Raw genomic sequence first — 20,178 nt, 5'->3', positions numbered from 1 at the left:
CCATTGATTCGTGAAGGGCAGAACCATGGCTGAGCGCCGCGTCAACGTCGGTTGGGCCGAGGGCCTGCACGCCCGCCCCGCTTCCATCTTCGTCCGTGCCGCTACGGCTTCCGGCGTCCCCGTGACGATCTCCAAGGCCGACGGCAACCCGGTGAACGCCGCCTCCATGCTCGCGGTGCTCGGTCTCGGCGCGCACGGCGGCGAGGAGATCGTGCTCGCGTCCGAGGCCGACGACTCCGAAGCCGCCCTGGACCGTCTGGCGAAACTGGTCGCCGAAGGGCTCGACGAGCTTCCGGAGACCGTCTGAACCATTTTCCGCAAGAGAGCCGCGGCACCCTTATTGAGGGCTGCGGCTTTTTCGCATCCCTGACCCGGGACGACCGGAGCAAATTCAGGCAACCCAAAGGAAGCCCTCGAAGAATTACGACTCTTTGCATACGGCGTAATTGTTAATTCCGAATGCCCGCGATATTTGCGGAATGTTGCGAAGTCCTCACCCGGTCGGCGCGGCGCAGCCGGTGCGCGGCCGCGGCCCTTTCGGCGTGCCGGGTGGCCAGTGCCCTGGCCCGTTCCGCGTCACGCCGCGCCACCGCGTCCACAATGGCCCCGCGCTCGGCCCAGGAGTCCACCGGGCGGGCCGACTGCTCGACCGTGTACATCCAGGCGATCTTGTGGCGGAGCTGGGTGAGCAGCCCGATCAGGCCGGGGCTGCCGCAGGCCTGCGCCAACGTCTCGTGGAACCAGCCGCCCAGCGAGCGCAGATCCTCCCCCTCGCCGCGCCGGGCCCGTTCCTGGCCGAGCCTGACCAGACCACGCAATACCTTGAGATGCGCCTCGGTGCGGCGCTGCGCGGCGCGGGCGGCGCCCAGCGGCTCCAGCAGCATCCGGACCTCCAGGAGGTCGGCGGCCTCCTGCTCGGTGGGCTCGGCAACGCAGGCGCCCGCGTGCCGGCGGGTGACCACGAACCCCTCGGACTCCAGGGTGCGCAGCGCCTCCCGTACCGGGACACGGGAGACCCCGTAACGGCGCGCAAGCAACTCCTCGGTGAGCCGGCTGCCGCGTTCGAAGACACCCGAGACGATGTCGTCACGGATTGCCATGCATACCGAATGCGCCGGAATGCGCATGTCCGAACCTCCGCCTTAATCCCCGCGAAACGCGGCCGACCGACGCCTGCTCTGTGACCCTATTGCAATGCGGCCGAATTTCCGATGCCGGGTGGAAATTCATGAATATCTTTTGGCCACGGGACGGTTCGGGGAGCAGGTACCGCAGGCGGGCGCGGGGGCCGGGCACGGCGAAGGCCCCGGCGTGCGGGGCCTTCGAAGGGGTGCTGCGAGTGGAGCGTCGGTCAGACGTTGACGCCGTGGGCGCGCAGGTACGCGACGGGGTCCATGTCGGAGCCGTACGACGGCGTGGTCCGGGCCTCGAAGTGGAGGTGCGGGCCGGTGGAGTTGCCGGTCGAGCCGGAGAGGCCGATCTGCTGGCCCGCGCCGACGCTCTGGCCGACGGAGACGCCGATCAAGGAGAGGTGGCCGTACTGCGTGTACGTGCCGTCCGTCATCCGGAGCACGATGTTGTTGCCGTACGCACCTCCCCAGCCGGCCTCGACGACCGTACCGGCGCCGACGGCGACGACGGAGGTACCGGACGCGGCGTGGAAGTCGATGCCCGAGTGACTGCCTGAGGACCAGAGCGAGCCGCTGGACTTGTAGCCGGTGGTGACGTACGAACCGGCGACCGGGAGCTGGAAGTAACCCAGGCGGGTGCGTTCGGCGGACCGGGCGGCGCGGGCCTTCTCGGCGCGCGCCTCGGCCGCGCGCTTCGCGTCGACATCGGCCTTCTTCTTGGCTTCGGCCCTCTTCTTGGCCTCGGCCTTCCGCTGGGCCTCCACCTTCGCCTTCGCCGCGACATCGGCCTGGCGCTTCTGCGCGTCGGCCTGGGCCTCGATCTGGCCGGCGAGGGTGCCCTCGATGGCGATGACCTGGTTCAGGCCGGTCTCGCTGACGGAGGAGTCCGCGGCGAGGGCCGGAGAGGCCATGCTGCCTATGACGCCGGTGGTGGCCAGAGCGGCGACGCCGGCGATCTTCGCGCTGCTGCGCGTCAGTCGGCTCGGGGCACGATGCTTCCCGGTGGCACGGGTGAACGCCATGAAGTGGCTGATCCTTTCCTTCCTTCTCGCCTACCGGGTTAGCTGACGGGTTCGGAGCAGGAAGGTCTCCTACGGACGCCCTGGCCCCATCCGGGCTCAGGCATCCGATTCACCCCAGGGACTGCATGGGTCCCCGGCTCCCCAGGCTCGCGCCTGACGGGGACTCGGCGATGGCTGCCCGGTACGTCACGGATGCGGCATACGAGTGACGGACAGCCCAGCCGACGCTAAGCGGGGTGACTTACATTCACCAAACGGACAGGCCGTTTTGTAGCGCATCCCACAGGGCAGACAGGCAACCTCCCTACCGAAATGGACAAAAAGGAAGACTCCGGAGAGATTTCGCTCACAGGAGTCTTCCTTTAGTCCCGATATGCGGACATATGACGGGTCGATGGGCCGGCCGTTGCCTTCGGCGCTCGGTCGAATGTGAAAGTCGACCGGTGGACTGTTACACGCAACGGGCCGGCCGGGCGGGGGTCGCCCGCCTCTGCCCGGACGGTCGTCCGGTGTCGGGTATGCCCGTCAGCCGGCCACCACCGACACCTCTCCGATGCCCAGGGCCCGGACCGGCTCCTCGATCTGTGACGCGTCACCGACGAGGATCGTGACCAGCCGGTCACCCGGGAAGGCGTTGACCACCGCAGCGGTCGCCTCGACCGTGCCGGTCTCCGCGAGCCGGGCGTACAACTGTGCCTGGTAGTCGTCCGGGAGATGCTGCTCGACCTGGTCGGCGAGGGTGCCCGCGACCGAGGCCGCCGTCTCGAACTTCAGCGGTGCGACACCCACGAGGTTCTGCACGGCCGTCTCACGCTCTTCATCGGTCAGCCCCTCGGCCGCCAGGGTCCGCAGGACCGTCCACAGGTCCTTCAGCGCCGGTCCCGTGGATTCCGTGTCCACCGATCCGCTGATGGCGAGCATGGCGGCACCGGTCGCCCCCGAGGCGGAATCCGGGGCCGACGACCGCAGCACCTGGGCGAAGGCCCGTACGCCGTAGGTGTAGCCCTTCTCCTCGCGCAGCACACGGTCCAGCCGGGAGGTGAGCGTGCCGCCCAGGCAGTACGTGCCCAGCACCTGGGCCGGCCACACGCTGTCGTGCCGGTCGGCGCCGATCCGGCCGATCAGCAGCTGCGTCTGCACCGCGCCCGGACGGTCGACGATCACCACTCGGCCGGTGTCGTCGGCGGTGATCGGCGGGGCGGGACGGGGCTCCGCGGTGTCTCCCGACCAGTCGCCGAGGGTATCGGCGAGCAGGGCGTCCAGGTCGATGCCGGTGAGGTCGCCGACGACCACGGCGGTCGCCGTGGACGGCCGGACGTGGGCGTCGAAGAAGGCGCGCACGGCCGCCGAGTCGATCCGCTCCACCGTCTCCTCGGTGCCCTGGCGCGGGCGCGACATCCGCGCCGCGGCCGGGAAGAGCTCCTTGGAGAGCTGCTTGGCGGCTCGCCGGGCCGGGTTGGCCTGCTCGTGCGGGATCTCGTCGAGCCGGTTGCGTACCAGCCGTTCGATCTCGCTGTCGGCGAAGGCGGGCGCCCGCAGCGCCTCGGCGACCAGCGCGAGCGCCTTGGCCAGCCGGGAGGCCGGGACCTCCAGGGAGACCCGGACGCCGGGGTGGTCGGCGTGCGCGTCGAGGGTGGCGCCGCAGCGCTCCAGCTCGGCGGCGAACTCCTCGGCGGTGTGCTTGTCGGTGCCCTCGGACAGCGCCCGCGACATGATCGTGGCCACGCCGTCGAGGCCCTCGGGCTCGGCGTCCAGCGGGGCGTCGAGGAAGATCTCGACCGCCACGACCTGCTGGCCGGGGCGGTGGCAGCGCAGCACCGTGAGGCCGTTGGGCAGGGTGCCGCGCTCCGGCGCGGGGAAGGCCCAGGGGCGGGCGAGGCCGGGGGCCGGCTGCGGGTGGTACTGCATCGAAACTCCAGTCGCGGCAGCGTCGGTCACTTGTCCGCTCCTTCGTGCGCGTCGGTGTCGTCGGCGCCGTCGGCGCCGGTCTCGGTGTCCGCTGCGTCTGCGGGCTCGGCCGATTCGACCGGCTCGTAGACCAGCACCGCCCGGTTGTCGGGGCGCAGCTGGGCCTTGGCGACCGCCTGGACCTCTGCCGCGGTGACATCGAGTACCCGCCGTACGGCGGTGAGGGCGAGCTGCGGGTCGCCGAACAGCACGGCAAACCGGCAGAGTTCGTCGGCGCGGCCCGCGACCGTACCGAGCCGGTCCAGCCACTCGCGCTCCAACTGGGCCTGCGCGCGTTCCATTTCCTCGGGCGTGGGGCCCTCGGCGGCGAACCGGGCAAGCTCCTCGTCGACCGCCGCCTCGATCTGCGGCACCTCTACGCCGCCGGACGTCTTGACGTCCAGCCAGCCCAGCGAGGGCGCACCGGCCAACCGCAGCAGCCCGAACCCGGCCGCCACGGCCGTGCGGTCACGGCGGACCAGGCGGTTGTGCAGCCGCGACGACTCGCCGCCGCCGAGCACGGTCAGCGCGAGGTCTGCCGCGTCACATTCACGGGTGCCGTCGTGCGGCAGCCGGTAGGCGGCCATCAGCGCCCGCGCCGGAACCTCCTCACGCACCTCTTCGCGCAGCTGCTCGCCGATGGTCTCGGGGAGCGTGCCGTCGCGCGGCGGCTGCTTGCCGTCGTGGGACGGGATGGAGCCGAAGTACTTCTCGATCCAGGCGAGGGTCTGCTCGGGGTCGATGTCGCCGACGACCGAGAGCACCGCGTTGTTGGGCGCGTAGTACGTACGGAAGAAGGTACGGGCGTCCTCGAGGGTCGCGGCGTCCAGGTCCGCCATCGAGCCGATCGGTGTGTGGTGGTATGGGTGACCCTCGGGGTAGGCCAGTGCCGTCAGCTTCTCGAACGCCGTGCCGTAGGGGACGTTGTCGTAGCGCTGGCGGCGCTCGTTCTTGACGACGTCGCGCTGGTTCTCCATGGACTCCTCGTCGAGCGCGGCGAGCAGCGAGCCCATCCGGTCGGCCTCGAGCCAGAGAGCCAGCTCCAGCTGGTGCGTGGGCATGGTCTCGAAGTAGTTGGTGCGCTCGAAGCTGGTGGTCCCGTTGAGCGAACCGCCGGCTCCCTGCACCAGCTCGAAGTGTCCGTTCCCCTTGACCTGGCCGGAGCCCTGGAACATCAGGTGCTCGAAGAGGTGAGCCAGACCGGTGCGTCCCTTGACCTCGTGGCGCGAGCCGACGTCGTACCAGAGGCAGACCGCGGCGACCGGGGTCAGATGGTCCTCGGAGAGCACCACGCGCAGGCCGTTGGCCAGACGGTGCTCGGTCGCTGTCAAGCCGCCGGAGCCGGCCTGGGCTGTGGCCGTGTGACCCATGGGCATGTACGTCCCTTCGATCGCGATACTGGATTTCCTGCGAGACCTCCCACTGTAAGCAAGCGCACAGACACCTGGCGAAGTTCCCATACCGCGGAAGTTCGCGTGAAAGAGGGGCGCATCCCCTGCGGGACGGGTCGTGAAACCACCTCGGCAGGGGTCGGGAACGGCTCTTGGGACGGGTCGAGGTCGGCGATGTCAGTGCGGCGGTCCACAATGGTCCGCGTCAGAACCTGAGGTTGCCCGAACAGAATCCGTGAAGGAGTCGCAGCAGCGATGGCCCGCCGCAGCACGAAGACCCCGCCGCCGGACGACTTCGAGGAGAAGATCCTCGACATCGACGTCGTCGACGAAATGCAGGGCTCCTTCCTTGAGTACGCGTACTCGGTGATCTACTCACGGGCCCTGCCGGATGCCCGTGACGGCATGAAGCCGGTGCACCGCCGCATCGTGTACCAGATGAACGAGATGGGCCTGCGCCCCGACCGCGGCTATGTGAAGTGCGCCCGTGTCGTCGGCGAGGTCATGGGCAAGTTGCACCCGCACGGCGATGCGTCGATCTACGACGCGCTGGTCCGTCTGGCGCAGCCGTTCTCCATGCGGCTCCCCCTGGTCGACGGCCACGGCAACTTCGGCTCGCTCGGAAACGACGACCCGCCGGCCGCCATGCGGTACACCGAGTGCCGGATGGCCGACGCGACGTCACTGATGACGGAGTCGATCGACGAGGACACCGTCGCTTTCCAGTCGAATTACGACGGTCAGGAGCAGGAGCCGACCGTTCTCCCCGCCGCGTACCCCAACCTCCTGGTCAACGGGTCGTCCGGGATCGCGGTCGGCATGGCGACCAATATGCCGCCGCACAACCTGGGCGAGGTCATCGCCGCCGCCCGCCATCTGATCAAGCATCCGGGTGCGGACCTGGAGACCCTGATGCGGTTCGTCCCCGGTCCCGATCTGCCGACGGGTGGCCGGATCGTGGGCCTGGGCGGCATCAAGGATGCGTACGCCGGCGGGCGCGGCACGTTCAAGATCCGTGCGACCGTCGCCGTGGAAAATGTGACGGCGCGCCGCAAGGGTCTGGTCGTCACCGAACTTCCCTTCGCCGTCGGCCCGGAGAAGGTGATCGCCAAGATCAAGGATCTGGTCTCGGCGAAGAAGCTCCAGGGCATCGCGGACGTGAAGGACCTGACCGACCGCGAGCACGGCCTGCGCCTGGTCATCGAGGTGAAGAACGGCTTCGTGCCGGAGGCCGTGCTGGAACAGCTCTACAAGCTGACTCCGATGGAGGATTCCTTCGGTATCAACAATGTGGCACTGGTCGACGGACAGCCGCTCACTCTGGGCCTCAAGGAGCTCCTCGAGGTCTATCTCGACCACCGCTTCGACGTGGTGCGCCGACGCAGCGAGTTCCGCCGGGGCAAGCGTCGCGACCGGCTGCATCTGGTCGAGGGCCTGCTCGTCGCGCTGATCGACATCGACGAGGTCATCCGGCTCATCCGGTCCAGCGACAACTCGGCGCAGGCGAAGGAGCGGCTCATCGAGCACTTCTCGCTGAGCGAGACCCAGACGCAGTACATCCTGGACACCCCGCTGCGCCGGCTGACCCGGTTCGACCGGATCGAGCTGGAGAGCGAGCGGGACCGGCTCAACACCGAGATCGACGAGCTGACCGCCATCCTCGAATCGGACACCGAGCTGCGCAAGCTCGTCTCCTCCGAACTGGCAGCGGTCGCCAAGAAGTTCGGAACCGACCGGCGTACGGTGCTGCTGGAGTCGGCTGGTTCGCAGGTCGCCTCGGTGCCGCTCGAGGTCGCGGACGACCCGTGCCGGGTGCTGCTGTCCTCGACCGGCCTGCTGGCCCGTACCGCCAATGACGATCCGATCGTCTTCGCCGAGGACGCCAAGCGAGCCAAGCACGATGTGATCGTGTCGGCCGTACCGGCGACGGCCCGTGGCGATGTGGGCGTGGTGACGTCCACAGGGCGGCTGCTGCGGCTTGTGGTGATCGATCTGCCCCAGTTGCCGGACACCCATGCCGCGCCCAACCTTTCGGGCGGTGCGATGGTTTCGGAGTTCCTCACGCTGGAGAGCGACGAGGAGGTCATCTGCCTCACCACGCTCGACGAGGCCTCCCCCGGCCTGGCGATCGGCACTCTTCAGGGGGTCATCAAGCGGGTGGTGCCGGACTACCCGTCCAACAAGGACGAGTTGGAGGTCATCGCCCTCAAGGACGGTGACCGGATCGTCGGCGCGGCCGAGCTGCGTACGGGCGAGGAGGACCTGGTCTTCATCACGTCCGACGCGCAGTTGCTGCGCTACCCGGCGGCACAGGTGCGGCCGCAGGGCCGGCCCGCGGGAGGCATGGCGGGGATCAAACTCACGGCGGATGCCGAGGTGATCTCGTTCACGGCGGTGGATCCGGCGGCGGACGCCGTGGTGTTCACGGTGGCGGGCTCGCACGGCACGCTGGACGACTCGGTGCTGACGTCCAAGCTCACCCCGTTCGACCAGTATCCGCGCAAGGGCCGGGCCACCGGTGGGGTGCGCTGCCAGCGTTTCCTCAAGGGCGAGGACGTTCTGGTGTTCGGCTGGGCGGGCGCGACGCCCGCCCGGGCCGCGCAGAAGAACGGCACGCCGACCGAGCTGCCGGAGCCCGACCCGCGGCGTGACGGTTCGGGGACGCCGCTGGCCAAGCCGGTCGCGGTGATCGCGGGGCCGGTGTAGGCAGTCGGCCGACGACGGGTGGCCTGCCGCTACGCGTCGTCGTCGGGCCGGTGCACGTACCGCAGGACGCCCCACATGCTTCGTTCATGTGCGGCGTCCTGCGCCGTGTCAGGCGTCGGTGCTGCGCTCTCGCGGCAGTCGGCCAGCTCCTTGTGAAGCTGCTCCGGATCGATGCCTGAGCCGATCAGCACCAGCTGCGTGAGGCGCGGTTCGTCGCGGGTCCACAGCTGCGGGTCGAACCGCAGGAACCTGCCGACCGCGTGCAGGACGTACTTGTTGCCGCGGTCGCCCACGCCGAAGTCGACGAACCCCTTGATCCGGTAGAGACCCTGCGGCCTGGAGTCGAGAAACTCCATCAATCGGCGGGGGTTCATGGGGACGTCAGCGGTGAAGGACACGCTCTCGTACGCCGCATGCAGATGGTGACCGTGACCGGCGCCGGCCTCTTCCTCGGCCCGCTTCGCCAGGAGCAGATCCTCGAAAGTGAGCTGGCGCGCCTTCTCCTCACCGTCCGGCCGCAGCGCCGGATCGAAGAGCAGCTCGGGGTCGATGCGTCCGTACGTGGCGCAGATGACGGCAGCCGCGCTGCCACCCGCCGCTGCGTCGCCGAACGGGGCACCTGCCGCAGCGATGACGTCCCGGATACGGGCCTGTTCCTCGCTCCCGACCCGATCGGTCTTGTTGAGCACGACAAGATCGGCGACAGCGAGATGGCGGTCGATCTCCGGATGGCGCTCCCGGCTGGCATCGAACTCTGCGGCATCGACGACCTCCACCAGTCCCCCGTACACGATGTGTGGGTTGTCGCTGGCCAGGAGCATGCGCACCAGCTCCTGCGGCTCCGCCAGTCCGCTGGCCTCGATGACGATCACGTCGAGGCGGGCGGCGGGCCGGGTCAGCGTCTCCAGGAAGGTGTCGAGTTCGCTCACGTCGACCGCGCAGCACAGGCATCCGTTGCCCAGCGAGACCGTCGAGCCGACCTGCCCCGAGACCGTCATGGCGTCGATCTCGATGGAGCCGAAGTCGTTGACGATCACGCCGATCCGGTTTCCCGCACGGTTACGGAGGAGGTGGTTGAGCAGTGTCGTCTTGCCGGATCCCAGGAACCCCGCAAGGACGATGACCGGGATCTGCTGCTTGCGGGGCGGGGACGACGGGCTCAACGGGGACCTTCCTCGGGGACGTCAGGGCGCCGGGACCGGCTGCGGCGGGGGCGTACCGACGTATCGGGCCGCCGGACGGATGATCTTCGAGTCCTCCGCCTGTTCCAGGATATTGGCGCTCCAGCCGACCACCCGCGCCGCGCAGAACGTCGGCGTGAACATCTCGCGCGGCAGCCCGCACAGCTCCATGACGACTCCGGCGTAGAACTCCACGTTGGTGTGCAGCTCACGGCCCGGCTTGAGCTCGGCGAGGATCGCCTCGACCTGCCGTTCGACCTCGACGGCGAAGTCGACGAGCGGGCCGCCGAAGCCCTGGGCGATTCCGCGCAGCATGCGTGAGCGCGGGTCCTCGGTGCGGTACACGGGGTGACCGAAGCCCATGATCCGCTCACCCGCGAGCACCCGTTCGCGGATCCAGCCGTCGATGCGGTCGGGGGTGCCGATGGCGTCCAGGGTGTCGAGGGCGCGGCTGGGCGCTCCGCCGTGCAGCGGTCCGGAGAGCGCGCCGACGGCCGCCACCAGACAGGCCGCGACATCGGCGCCGGTGGAGGCGACGACGCGGCCGGTGAAGGTCGAGGCGTTGAAGCCGTGGTCGATGGTGGAGATCAGGTACTGCTCCACGGCCCTGACACGTGCGGCGTCCGGTATGGAACCGGTGAGCATGTAGAGGTAGTTGGCCGCGTAGGGCAGATCATCGCGCGGCTCGACCGGTTCGAGGCCCTGGCCGAGCCGGTGCAGGGCGGTGAGCACGGTGGGGACGGCGGCGCAGGCGGCAAGGGCGTCGCTGCGGCGCCGGTCGGCGTCGATGTCGTACACCGGCCGGAAGCCGGCCGAGGCGCCGAGGAGCGAGAGTGCGGTGCGCAGGCCGGCCAGGGGTCCGGAGACGGCTCCCGCGCGGGCTGTGGCGGGCAGGGCCTCGCGTACTTCCGCGGGCAGTCGGCGCAGTGCGGCGGTGCGGGCGGCGAATTCGCCACCGGCTGCGGCATCGGGCAGCGTGCCCTCGAACATCAGGTACCAGACGTCCTCGAAGCTGCGGGTCTGTGCCAGTTCGATCGCCGAGTACTGCCGGTAGTGGTAGAAGCCCTCGCGCCCGCGAACATCGCCGAGGGCCGTGTCGGTGACGACGACTCCGGCGAGCCCTCGAGGTACGTCGAGCGGGGTTGCGCTGGTCATGGTCGGCATCTCTTCCTCCGTGAGCGTCCCGGTGGATCTCATCAACATTGATTCGACCATCTATGATTGACTTCAATCCTGTCAATGTTGATTGAGTCAATATGGATACGGTTGGCGACATGAAGGATCAAGCAGCACCCGGCGACGGCCCCGGTGCGACGGCCCCGCAGCGGCTCAGCACCCGGGAGACGGCTGAGCGCCTCGGTGTGAAGCCCGAGACGGTGTACGCCTATGTCAGCCGGGGTCAGCTGAGCAGCAGACGCGCTCCCGGCGGACGCGGCAGCACGTTCGACGTCGCGGAGGTCGATGCGCTGGCCCGGCGCACAGGCCGCCGGGAGTCCTCGGCCGCCACCGGTGATCTGGTCTTCCGCACCGGCATCACTCTGATCGAAAGAGACCGCTACTACTTCCGTGGCGTCGACGCGACCGCACTGGCCAGGCAGTACGCCTACGAGGAGGTCGCCGAATGGCTCTGGACCGGAGATCTGCGGCCCGGCATCCGCTTCACGGCACCTGCTGAGGCGCTGGCTGCGGCACGCCGGGCGGTCGAATCGCTGCCCGTGCACAGCGGCTCGACGGACCGGCTGCGGGTGGCCGTGATCGCCGCGGCGACCGCCGATCCGCTCCGCTTCGACCTCTCGCGCGAAGCGGTGCTCGCCAGTGCACGGAGCCTGATTCCGACCCTGGTCGGAGCGCTGCCCCTGTCCTCGGACGCATCTTCGACGGGTGACGGATCCGAAGGAAGGGCGGACGGAAATGGGGCCGGGCTGGCACGGCGGCTGTGGCCGAAGCTCACTGCCCGGCCGGCCGACGAGCCGTCAGTCGCCGCACTGGACACCGCCCTCGTCCTGCTGATCGACCACGATCTCGCGGCGTCGACACTGGCCGCCAGGGTCGCCGCATCCGCCCATGCCCATCCGTACGCGGTGGTCTCCGCAGGCCTGGGAGTCCTGGAGGGCCCGCTGCACGGGGCCGCGAGCGGTCTGGCGCACCGAATGCTGACCGAGGTCCTGGAGCAGGGCAGCGCGGTGCCGGTGGTCGCGGATCATCTCCGTACCGGACGCAGGGTCCCGGGGCTCGGCCACCGCCTGTACAGCTCCGAGGACCCGCGGGCACAGACGCTGTTCGCCCTGCTCGCGGACGTCCCGCAGGCGGCCCCCGCGCTCGCCGCAGCGCGCGACGTGGTCACCACGACCGCCCGCCACGCACCCCTGCACGCCAATGTCGACCTCGCGCTCGCCGTGCTCTCGGTCTCCTCGGGCATGGCCGCGGAGGCGGGCGAGACGGTGTTCGCGGTGTCACGCACGGCGGGCTGGATCGCGCACGCACTGGAGGAGTACGGAGAACGGCCGCTGCGTATACGCCCCAGTGGCCAGTACGGAGGCCCCCGCCCCCCTCAGCCGCTGCCCACCGCTGCGGGTGGACCGATGCAATAGACAGTCCGTCCAACGCAAAATCGGGATGGTCAGCGAGAAGCGGTGCGCGGCGGCTGGGCGGTGGAGCCCCGCACCACCAGTTCCGGCTCGAAGAGCAGCTCGTCGGACGGCACAGTACGCCCCCCGATCTGCACGCACAGCAGCTCGACGGCGGCGCGCCCCATGGCCTCGATCGGCTGCCGGACGGTGGTCAGCGGAGGCTCGGTGCAGTTCATGAAGGCCGAGTCGTCGTAACCGACGACCGAGACATCGGCGGGGACCGAAAGACCTCGACGGCGCGCGGCGCGCACAGCTCCGAGCGCGAGCGGATCGCTGGCGCAGATGATGCCCGTGACGCCCTGGTCGAGCAGGCGCATGGCGGCGGCCTGCCCGCCCTCCAGCGAGAACATGGCCCGGGCCACCCACTCGTCCGGCACGGTGGTGCCCGACTCCTCGGCGATCGCGCGGGCGGCGGCCAGTTTGCGCTGCGAGGGGACGTGGTCGGAGGGGCCGAGCACCAGGCCGATGCGCTCATGGCCGAGCGAGACGAGATGGCGCCAGGCCTGTTCCACGGCGACGGAGTCGTCGCAGGAGATGCCGGGGAAGCCGAGATGGTCGATGGCCGCATTGATCAGGACGACCGGGATCCTGCGGTCGGCAAGCACCTTGTAATGGTCGTGCGGGGCGTCGGCCTGGTGGTAGAGCCCACCGGCGAAGACCACGCCCGACACCTGCTGCTGAAGGAGCAACTCGACATAGTCGGACTCGGAGACGCCACCCTTCGTCTGGGTGCACAGCACCGGGGTGAGCCCCTGCTGGGCGAGCGCGCCGCCGACGACCTCGGCAAAGGCCGGGAAGATCGGGTTCTGCAGCTCGGGCAGGACCAGGCCGACCAGCCGGGCCCGTTCGCCGCGCAACTGGGTCGGACGCTCGTAACCGAGGACGTCGAGCGCGGAGAGGACGGCCTTCCGGGTGGCGTCGGAGACGCCGGGTTTACCGTTGAGCACCCGGCTGACCGTGGCCTCGCTGACTCCCACCTTCTGCGCCACCTGAGCAAGTCGTCGCGTCATGCGCGCAAGATTAACGCAAGAAGTGCAAGTGGATTACGTAAATATGGAAACGAGGAGAATCCGGAAAGCGGAAGGGAATTTCGGAAAGCACCGGAATGTCCTCTACCGTTCATACGATGAGAGCCGCACCGCCCATCGCCAGAAGAGCACGCCGACTCGGCTGGCCGCAGCGGGTCTTCTCCCAGGTCCTGCTGATGCAGCTGGCCATCGCCACCGGTGTCACCGTACTCGCCACCGGCCTCTTCCTGGCACCCCTCAGCGCACAGCTCGATGATCAGGCGATGCGCCGTGCACTCGCCATCGCGCAGAGCACGGCGGCCCAGCCACAGATCACGGAGTCGCTGCTCTCCACGGCCCCGGCCCCCACCGGGCCCGTACAGGCCGCGGCCGAGCGGATCAGACGCGCCACCGGCGCCGAGTACATCGTCGTCATGGACCGGCGCGGGGTGCGCTGGTCGCACACCGATACCGACCAGATCGGCAAGGTCGTCTCCACCGACCCGAGCGACGCGCTCGCCGGCCGGAACGTCATGGAGATCGACAGCGGCACGCTCGGCCGCTCGGCCCGCGGGAAGGCGCCTCTGCGCGACGGGACGGACCGCATCGTGGGCGCGGTCTCCGTCGGGATCGCGTACGACAGTGTCCGCGCCCGGCTCCTCGCGGCTATTCCCGGGCTGTTCGCCTACGCGGGCGGGGCGCTCGCTGTCGGGGCGTTGGCCGCCTATCTGATCTCCCGACGCCTCCAGCGGCAGACCCATGATCTCGCCTTCTCCGATATCTCCGCGCTGTTGACGGAGCGCGAGGCGATGCTGCACGGCATCCGGGAAGGGGTCGTGGCACTCGACCGGACCGGCCGCATCCGGCTCCTGAACGACGAGGCGCAGCGGCTGCTCGGGCTCGGCCCCGATGCCGCGGGCCGCCCGCTCGACGCCGTGCTCGGCGAGGGGCGGACCGCCGATGTACTGGCCGGCCGGGTGGTCGGCGACGATCTGCTGACGGTGCAGGGCACCCGGGTCCTGCTCGCCAACCGGATGCCGACCGACGAAGGCGGCGCCGTCGCCACCCTCCGCGATCGCACGGAACTCGAACATCTCGGCCGCGAGCTCGACTCCACCCGAGGCCTGATCGACGCGCTGCGGGCCCAGGACCACGAGCACGCCAACCGGATGCACACCCTCCTGGGACTGCTGGAGCTGGACATGCACGAGGACGCCATGGAGTACGTCACCGAGGTCGTCGGTGTCCACCGGGCAACGGCCGAGCAGGTCACCGAGAAGGTGCACGACCCACTGCTGGCCGCGCTACTGGTCGGCAAGGCCACGGTCGCGGCGGAGCGCGGCGTCGCGCTCCGCATGGCTCCCGGGACCCTGCTCCCTGACCGGCTGGTGGACCCTCGCGGGCTGGTCACCGTCGTCGGCAATCTCGTGGACAACGCACTGGACGCGGCGGCCGGAGCGGGCGGCGCACTGATCGAGGTGGGCCTGCGCGCCGAGGGCCGTACCGTGGTACTGCGGGTCCGCGACAGCGGCCCCGGGGTTCCGCCCGGGCAACGCGAATCGATCTTCACGGAGGGCTGGTCGACGAAGGAACTCCCGGCGCACGGCAAGCGCGGCCTGGGCCTTGCACTGGTTCGGCGGCTGGCAGAACGGCAGGGTGGCGGAGTCACTGTCGACGGGGCCGCGGACGGTGGCGCCGAGTTCACCGTCGTACTGCCGGAAGCCTTGGCCGTCCCTGAGATGACGGACCCTGAAATGACTGAACGGGAAATGACCGAACCGAAGACCGGCATCGCGGGAGAGGCTCAGTGATCGAGGTCCTGGTCGTGGATGACGACATCCGGGTCGCGAAGGTCAACGCGGCCTATGTCTCCAGGGTGCCGGGATTCCGGGTGGCCGCCCAGGCGCACTCCGCCGCCGAAGCCCTCGCCACGATCGAGGAACAGCGTGTGGACCTGGTCCTGCTGGACCACTACATGCCCGACCGCAACGGTCTGACGATGGTGCGTGAGCTGCGCAGACTCGGTCACCACACCGACGTGATCATGGTGACGGCGGCGCGCGACGTCGCCACGGTCCAGGAGGCCATGCGACATGGCGCTCTGCAGTACCTGGTGAAGCCGTTCACCTACGCGGGGCTGCGTACCAAACTGGAGGCGTACGCGACTCTGCGCCACACCCTCGAAGGCGGCGGCGAGGCGGAGCAGGGTGAGGTGGACCGGCTCTTCGGCGCCCTGTGGGCGGCGGTCGAATCCGACCTGCCCAAGGGCCACTCACCGACCACGGCGGAGCTGGTCAAACAAGCACTTCGGAGTGCCGAAGGGCCGCTCTCCGCGCAGGAGATCGCGGAGAGCGCCGGGATGAGCCGGCAGACCGCCCAGCGCTATCTGAAGCTGCTGGAAAGGACCGGTAGGGTGCGGCTGACACTGCGGTACGGCGAAACGGGCCGCCCGGAACACCGCTACACCTGGTCCACCGGCGGGCAGGCCTGAGAGATCCGGTCCGTACGGAGCCCACGCGCGGCTACACCGCCCCTGCCCCGGTCAGTGCACGGACCTCGGTCTCCGCATGTTTGGCGGCGTCGGGCGGCTCGGTGGACGTGACCGTTCCGATCCAGCCGGCCAGGAAGCCCAGCGGGATGGAGACCAGACCGGGGTTCTCCAGGGGGAAGAGCTGGAAGTCGGCACCGGGGAAGAGCGAGGTGGGGCTGCCGGAGACGACCGGGGAGAGCAGCACAAGCAGCACGGCGGGGATCAGCCCCCCGTAGACCGACCAGACCGCTCCCCGGGTGGTGAAGTTCCGCCAGAACAGGGAGTACAGCAGCACGGGGAGGTTGGCCGAAGCGGCGACGGCGAAGGCGAGCCCCACCAGGAACGCCACATTCAGGTCCTGGGCGACCAGACCGAGCCCGATGGCGGCCACCCCGATTCCCACTGCGGCGACCCGGGCCACGGTGACCTCGCTGTACTGCTTGGTGCCAGGACGCCTGAGCGAGGCGTAGAGGTCATGGGCCACAGAGGCGGACGAGGCGAGGGTGATCCCCGCGACGACGGCAAGGATGGTCGCGAAGGCGACGGCGGCGACCACGGCGAACAGAATCGTTCCCCCGGTGGATCCTTCGCCACCGCCGAGGACCAGGGCCAGCAGCGGAACCGCTGTGTTCCCCGCGGGATTCGACGCTTGTACTTCCGCCGAGCCGACCAGTGCCGCCGCCCCGAATCCAAGCACGATCGTCATCAGGTAGAAGCTGCCGATGAGCCCGATGGACCAGACGACCGAACGGCGGGCCGCACGGGCGGTGGGCACGGTGTAGAACCTCGACAGGATGTGCGGCAGCCCCGCCGTACCGAGTACCAGTGCCAGGCCCAGGCTGATGAAGTCGATGCGTGCCGTCCAGTATCCGCCGTACCGGAGGCCGGGCGAGAGGAACCGTCTTCCATGCCCGCTCCGTTCGGCGGCGGAGTTGAGCAGGGCATTGAAGTTGCCATGGAAGTGGACCAGGACGAGCACGGTGAGCACGACCGCTCCCGCCATCAGCAGAACGGCCTTGACGATCTGGATCCAGGTGGTGGCGCGCATCCCTCCGAGCGATACGTAAATCACCATGAGCGCCCCGACACCGATGACAGTCCAGGAACGGGCGGCGCTGCTCGTACCGCCGAGAAGCAGGGCTACCAGACTGCCCGCACCCACCATCTGCGCGACGAGATAGAGCACGGAGACGGTGACGGACGAGGTGCCGGCGGCGATCCTGACCGGGCGCTCCGCCATCCTCGCCGCCACCACATCGGCAAGCGTGAACCGGCCGCAATTGCGGACCAGTTCGGCAACCAGGAGCAGGACGACGAGCCAGGCGACGAGGAACCCGACCGAGTAGAGCATGCCGTCGTAGCCGAAGAGGGCGATCAGACCGGAGATCCCGAGGAAGGACGCGGCCGACATGTAGTCGCCGGCGATGGCGAAACCGTTCTCCATGGGGGAGAACAGCCGACCGCCCGCATAGAACTCCTCTGCCGAGCCGTGCCGGTTACGACTCACCCAGGTGGTGATGGCAAGCGTCACCGCGATAAAGGCGCTGAACAACAGAAGCGCCAGGGTCTGATGGTTCCCGTTCAACGCCCGATCCCCCGCGTCATCTCCTGCGTCTCCCAACGCAGATCGAGTGCGGCCCGGTCCCTGCGCAGTCGTGCGTGACGTGCGTACGCCCCGGTGAGAAGGAACGTCGTGAGGAACTGCCCGAGCCCCGCAACCATCGCGACATTGACCGCTCCGGCCACCGGACGGGCCATCAGCCCGGGTGCGGTGATCGCGGCAACGACGTAGGCGAGATACCAGACGAGGAAGGCGAGGGTGGCGGGGATGACGAAGCGCCGGTACCGACGGCGCACTTCCTGGAAGGCCCCGCTGCGCTGCACCTCCAGATAGATGTCGGCCGCACTGTGGCCGCGCTGCGTGTCAGCGGGCCCGGGTGGTCCGGCGGGAGCGAGACTCCCCGCACCGTCCAGCTCGCCCCATCCGGAGGCCAGCGCGTCGTCCCACGGGTCGTCGAGTCGCATCGCTGCGGCCTCGTGCCCTGCTTCCTTCTCCACCGAACAACTCCCCTTGTCCACGGACCACTTCGGCCGCATATCCAAGAATGGGCAGATCGGGAAGATCCCGGGCATTCATTCGCCGGTCTTCACCACTTCAGGTGAAGGTTGACCCGGGCGGCTGTGCGAGGCCCCGAACATACGCATAGCGAACGGCCTGCGCCCGGTCGCGTACCCCGGCCTTGGCGAAGAGGTTGTTGATGTGGCTTTTTACGGTGGCATGCGAAATGTGCAGCCTGCGGGCGATCTCCAGGTTGGACAGACCCTCCGCGATCAGAACCAGCACTTCCAGCTCACGTGGTGTCAGACCGTCGGGCAGTTGAGGATCGGGGGCCGACCCGGGCGGCGGGGGCTGTGTGGTGACGCGCTCCAGCAGACGGCGCTGCACGGAAGGCGAGAGCCCGGCCTCGCCCGACAACACAGCCTGGATGGCCCGCACGATCTCATCGCCCCCGGCGTCCTTGGTGAGGTAGCCCCGGGCTCCCGCCTGCAGCGCGGGGAAGAGCGAGTCGTCATCCGCGAATGTCGTGAGCACCACCACCTGGGTTCCCGGATACTCCTTGCGGATCCGCCGTGTTGCCTCCGCCCCGTCGCAACGGGGCATCCGCAGATCCATCAGAACCACGTCGGGGGCCAGCTCGGCCACCAGCGCGACGGCCTCTTCACCGTCCTTCGCCGACCCGACCACCTCGATTCCGGGCAGCAGCCCCAACAGCATCACGATTCCTTCGCGCACCACCGACTGGTCATCGGCGACCACGACCCGCGCGTTCACGCGGGCACCCGCAGACTCACCACGAAACCCTCCTCGCCGGGACCGGCCTCCAGCGTCCCGCCCATCAGCTCGGCCCGCTCCCGCATCCCCAGCAGACCGTATCCGGAGCCACTGACAGCGAGCTCCTCCTCGTGTCCGTGCCCACCCGAGTCCCGGACCTCCAGGGCGATTTCGTCCGGCAGATACTCCAGCCGTACGACGACCCTGGCCCCCGGTGCGTGCTTGCGCACATTGGTCAGGGCCTCCTGCGCCACCCGCCGGACCGTCTGCGACGCCTCGGCGGTCAACGTCCGCTGTTCCCCCGACACGCTGACCTCGGCGGGCTCCGCGGCCACCAGCTGCCGCAGGAAATCCTCCACCGGGGACACCTCCCCCCGGAGCGCCGATAGAGCCTGCCGGGTCTCCGTAAGCCCTTCACGCGCCATGGAGCGTGCCGCCACCACCCGCTCGAGTACCCGGTCCCGGAACTCCCCCGCGGGCTCTTGCTCAATCAGCAGTCGTGCCGCCTCCAGATGTACCAGCTGCGCCGAGAGGCTGTGCGCGAGCACATCGTGGATCTCCCGGGCGATCCTGGCCCGCTCGTCCAGGGCCGCCGCCTCGGCCTCCGCCGCGCGGGCCGCCCGCTCCTGCGTGAGAAGTCTCTGGGCGCTGCCGCGGGCCTCGGCATCCAGTCTGATCACGTAGCCCGCCAGGGAGAGGCCCGCTGTGGTCACGGCCGTGGTCAGCCAGCCGTCAGTGTTGACGGCGGCGTACGCGCCGAGTGCGACGGCCGTGGTCGGGAGACCTGCCGCGAGCGGCAGCCTCTCCAGCGCGGCGACCGCGCAACCGCACCAAAGGATCACCGCAGGCACACCGGCGCCGGCCTGTTCCGCAACGAGTGCCGCCACCATCAGCAACGCCAGAAGTCCCAGCGACGGCCACAGCCGGTGTTCCAGGCTGGTCCGGAAGAACGCCCACGCGGCAACCGCACAGCCCAGAACGCCCACCAGCCCGAGCGCAACTTCCCAGGGCCCGAACCGCCCGCCGGTCAATGTGCCCCAGAACATGGCGGTGAGCAGACCCAGCCGGATGGACCAGGCGATCACCGCCCGTGGGCGGGCGCGGCTCACCCGTGAGAGGGCTTCCCTGGACGGCCAACTCGTCCAGATCGTGCGAGTCACACGCGGTCCTTCCACGCCGGCTGCGACGACATCCCGTCGGCAGAGCCACCGTACGCCGGACGCATCTGCCCGGCCCGCCACATCAGCACACCACTGCGCACCGCCAACGTGACCGCGAGAGCCGACAGCAGTGCGGCGCTGCCTTGATGTATGCCCATCAGCGCGGCAGCCCCGTAGAGGGCCGCCCGCAGCGCCAGTCCCCCTGTCCAGACGAAGACGGTGGCCTTGGTGCCCTTGCTCCACAGCGAGCCGTCCGCCTCGCGCCACAGCCGAGAGGTCCAGCCCCAGCCGGCGCCGGTCATCAGCCCCACCGCCAGCTCTGCGCCCAGGACCGCCACGGACAGCGCCTCGTGACGCGGATCCACCAGCCCGGGCTCGCGCAGCGACATGACGAGGAGAATGCCCGGCAAGATCCACCAGCGCTTGTCGTCGGAGATCCGCCGTGCCGAGCACTGGCGGAACACGACAACAGCGATGACGGCGACGATCACCAGGACATTGACAAGCCCGGACATGGCTGCCTCCGAGATGCGGGAAGGTTGAACGCCTTCGACGTTACGGAAACGACCAGGTCAGGGGATCGGCTCAGGGGTTGATCCTGGGTGGAGTCGCCGTCTCCACCCAGGGGTGGAGACGGCGAC

General features: G+C 69.4%; 17 protein-coding genes and 1 riboswitch. Of the genes, 5 read left to right on the top strand and 12 right to left on the bottom strand.

Annotation, left to right across the window (positions count from 1 at the left end; all coding sequences use genetic code 11):
- Positions 1 to 25 precede the first annotated feature (25 nt).
- Positions 26 to 307: an HPr family phosphocarrier protein gene (locus ACIPEK_RS19705; protein ID WP_093898943.1), complete on the top strand. Its 282-nt coding sequence runs from the start codon at positions 26 to 28 to the stop codon at positions 305 to 307.
- 142 nt (positions 308 to 449) lie between these two features.
- Here the strand turns inward: ACIPEK_RS19705 and ACIPEK_RS19700 are convergent, their stop codons facing one another.
- The 4 genes from ACIPEK_RS19700 to ACIPEK_RS19685 all read right to left on the bottom strand — a co-directional run bounded on the left by ACIPEK_RS19700 (position 450) and on the right by ACIPEK_RS19685 (position 5,475).
- The gene (locus ACIPEK_RS19700) at positions 450 to 1,127 is read right to left on the bottom strand and encodes a GntR family transcriptional regulator (RefSeq protein ID WP_401997567.1); all 678 of its coding nucleotides are present in this window, start codon (positions 1,125 to 1,127) and stop codon (positions 450 to 452) included.
- Positions 1,128 to 1,351: 224 nt separating this feature from the next.
- On the bottom strand, positions 1,352 to 2,152 hold the full coding sequence (locus ACIPEK_RS19695; RefSeq protein ID WP_401997564.1) for a M23 family metallopeptidase: 801 nt from the start codon (positions 2,150 to 2,152) through the stop codon (positions 1,352 to 1,354).
- Between the two features lie 13 nt (positions 2,153 to 2,165).
- Positions 2,166 to 2,332, bottom strand: a riboswitch (cyclic di-AMP (ydaO/yuaA leader).
- Positions 2,333 to 2,677: 345 nt separating this feature from the next.
- On the bottom strand, positions 2,678 to 4,060 hold the full coding sequence (locus tag ACIPEK_RS19690) for a M16 family metallopeptidase (protein ID WP_401997811.1): 1,383 nt from the start codon (positions 4,058 to 4,060) through the stop codon (positions 2,678 to 2,680).
- Between the two features lie 26 nt (positions 4,061 to 4,086).
- On the bottom strand, positions 4,087 to 5,475 hold the full coding sequence (locus ACIPEK_RS19685; protein WP_383073694.1) for a M16 family metallopeptidase: 1,389 nt from the start codon (positions 5,473 to 5,475) through the stop codon (positions 4,087 to 4,089).
- A 270-nt stretch (positions 5,476 to 5,745) separates the two neighbouring features.
- Here ACIPEK_RS19685 and ACIPEK_RS19680 point away from each other — a divergent pair, with 270 nt between their 5' ends.
- Entirely contained in the window at positions 5,746 to 8,196 is a 2,451-nt protein-coding gene (locus tag ACIPEK_RS19680) for a DNA topoisomerase (ATP-hydrolyzing) subunit A (protein WP_401997560.1), read from the top strand.
- A gap of 29 nt (positions 8,197 to 8,225) precedes the next feature.
- Here ACIPEK_RS19680 and ACIPEK_RS19675 read toward each other — a convergent pair whose 3' ends face one another.
- Positions 8,226 to 9,359, bottom strand: coding sequence for a CobW family GTP-binding protein (locus ACIPEK_RS19675; protein WP_401997557.1), 1,134 nt, complete (start codon positions 9,357 to 9,359; stop codon positions 8,226 to 8,228).
- A gap of 21 nt (positions 9,360 to 9,380) precedes the next feature.
- The gene (locus tag ACIPEK_RS19670) at positions 9,381 to 10,541 is read right to left on the bottom strand and encodes a citrate synthase/methylcitrate synthase (protein WP_401997554.1); all 1,161 of its coding nucleotides are present in this window, start codon (positions 10,539 to 10,541) and stop codon (positions 9,381 to 9,383) included.
- A 110-nt stretch (positions 10,542 to 10,651) separates the two neighbouring features.
- Between ACIPEK_RS19670 and ACIPEK_RS19665 the strand changes: the two genes are divergently transcribed.
- A complete protein-coding gene (locus ACIPEK_RS19665) occupies positions 10,652 to 11,968 on the top strand; it encodes a citrate/2-methylcitrate synthase (protein WP_401997551.1) in 1,317 nt (438 codons plus the stop codon).
- A 29-nt stretch (positions 11,969 to 11,997) separates the two neighbouring features.
- Here ACIPEK_RS19665 and ACIPEK_RS19660 read toward each other — a convergent pair whose 3' ends face one another.
- Complete coding sequence (locus ACIPEK_RS19660) at positions 11,998 to 13,017, bottom strand: LacI family DNA-binding transcriptional regulator (protein WP_401997549.1); 1,020 nt, start codon at positions 13,015 to 13,017, stop codon at positions 11,998 to 12,000.
- Between the two features lie 116 nt (positions 13,018 to 13,133).
- Here ACIPEK_RS19660 and ACIPEK_RS19655 point away from each other — a divergent pair, with 116 nt between their 5' ends.
- Both ACIPEK_RS19655 and ACIPEK_RS19650 read left to right on the top strand, forming a co-directional pair.
- Positions 13,134 to 14,825 carry an ATP-binding protein gene (locus ACIPEK_RS19655; protein ID WP_401997546.1) on the top strand — a complete coding sequence of 564 codons (1,692 nt, stop codon included), beginning with the start codon at positions 13,134 to 13,136 and terminating at the stop codon, positions 14,823 to 14,825.
- Positions 14,822 to 15,505 (top strand): response regulator, encoded by a 684-nt coding sequence (locus tag ACIPEK_RS19650; protein ID WP_401997543.1) that lies wholly within the window; start codon positions 14,822 to 14,824, stop codon positions 15,503 to 15,505. The genes ACIPEK_RS19655 and ACIPEK_RS19650 overlap by 4 nt, the downstream gene beginning before the upstream one ends.
- Before the next feature lie 31 nt (positions 15,506 to 15,536).
- Here the strand turns inward: ACIPEK_RS19650 and ACIPEK_RS19645 are convergent, their stop codons facing one another.
- From ACIPEK_RS19645 to ACIPEK_RS19625, 5 genes are all read right to left on the bottom strand, one after another.
- A complete protein-coding gene (locus ACIPEK_RS19645) occupies positions 15,537 to 17,129 on the bottom strand; it encodes a cation acetate symporter (protein ID WP_401997540.1) in 1,593 nt (530 codons plus the stop codon).
- On the bottom strand, positions 17,126 to 17,569 hold the full coding sequence (locus ACIPEK_RS19640; RefSeq protein ID WP_401997809.1) for a DUF485 domain-containing protein: 444 nt from the start codon (positions 17,567 to 17,569) through the stop codon (positions 17,126 to 17,128). The genes ACIPEK_RS19645 and ACIPEK_RS19640 overlap by 4 nt, the downstream gene beginning before the upstream one ends.
- 130 nt (positions 17,570 to 17,699) lie before the next feature.
- Entirely contained in the window at positions 17,700 to 18,377 is a 678-nt protein-coding gene (locus ACIPEK_RS19635) for a response regulator (protein ID WP_401997537.1), read from the bottom strand.
- Positions 18,374 to 19,537, bottom strand: a complete 1,164-nt coding sequence (locus ACIPEK_RS19630) for a sensor histidine kinase (RefSeq protein WP_401997534.1) — start codon at positions 19,535 to 19,537, stop codon at positions 18,374 to 18,376. The genes ACIPEK_RS19635 and ACIPEK_RS19630 overlap by 4 nt, the downstream gene beginning before the upstream one ends.
- Positions 19,534 to 20,052: a DUF1453 domain-containing protein gene (locus tag ACIPEK_RS19625; RefSeq protein WP_401997531.1), complete on the bottom strand. Its 519-nt coding sequence runs from the start codon at positions 20,050 to 20,052 to the stop codon at positions 19,534 to 19,536. The genes ACIPEK_RS19630 and ACIPEK_RS19625 overlap by 4 nt, the downstream gene beginning before the upstream one ends.
- Positions 20,053 to 20,178 lie beyond the last annotated feature (126 nt).

The sequence above is a fragment of the Streptomyces sp. NPDC088246 genome (genome assembly GCF_044741025.1).
Lineage (GTDB): Bacteria > Actinomycetota > Actinomycetes > Streptomycetales > Streptomycetaceae > Streptomyces.
This window is presented reverse-complemented; position numbering and strand designations above follow the sequence as displayed.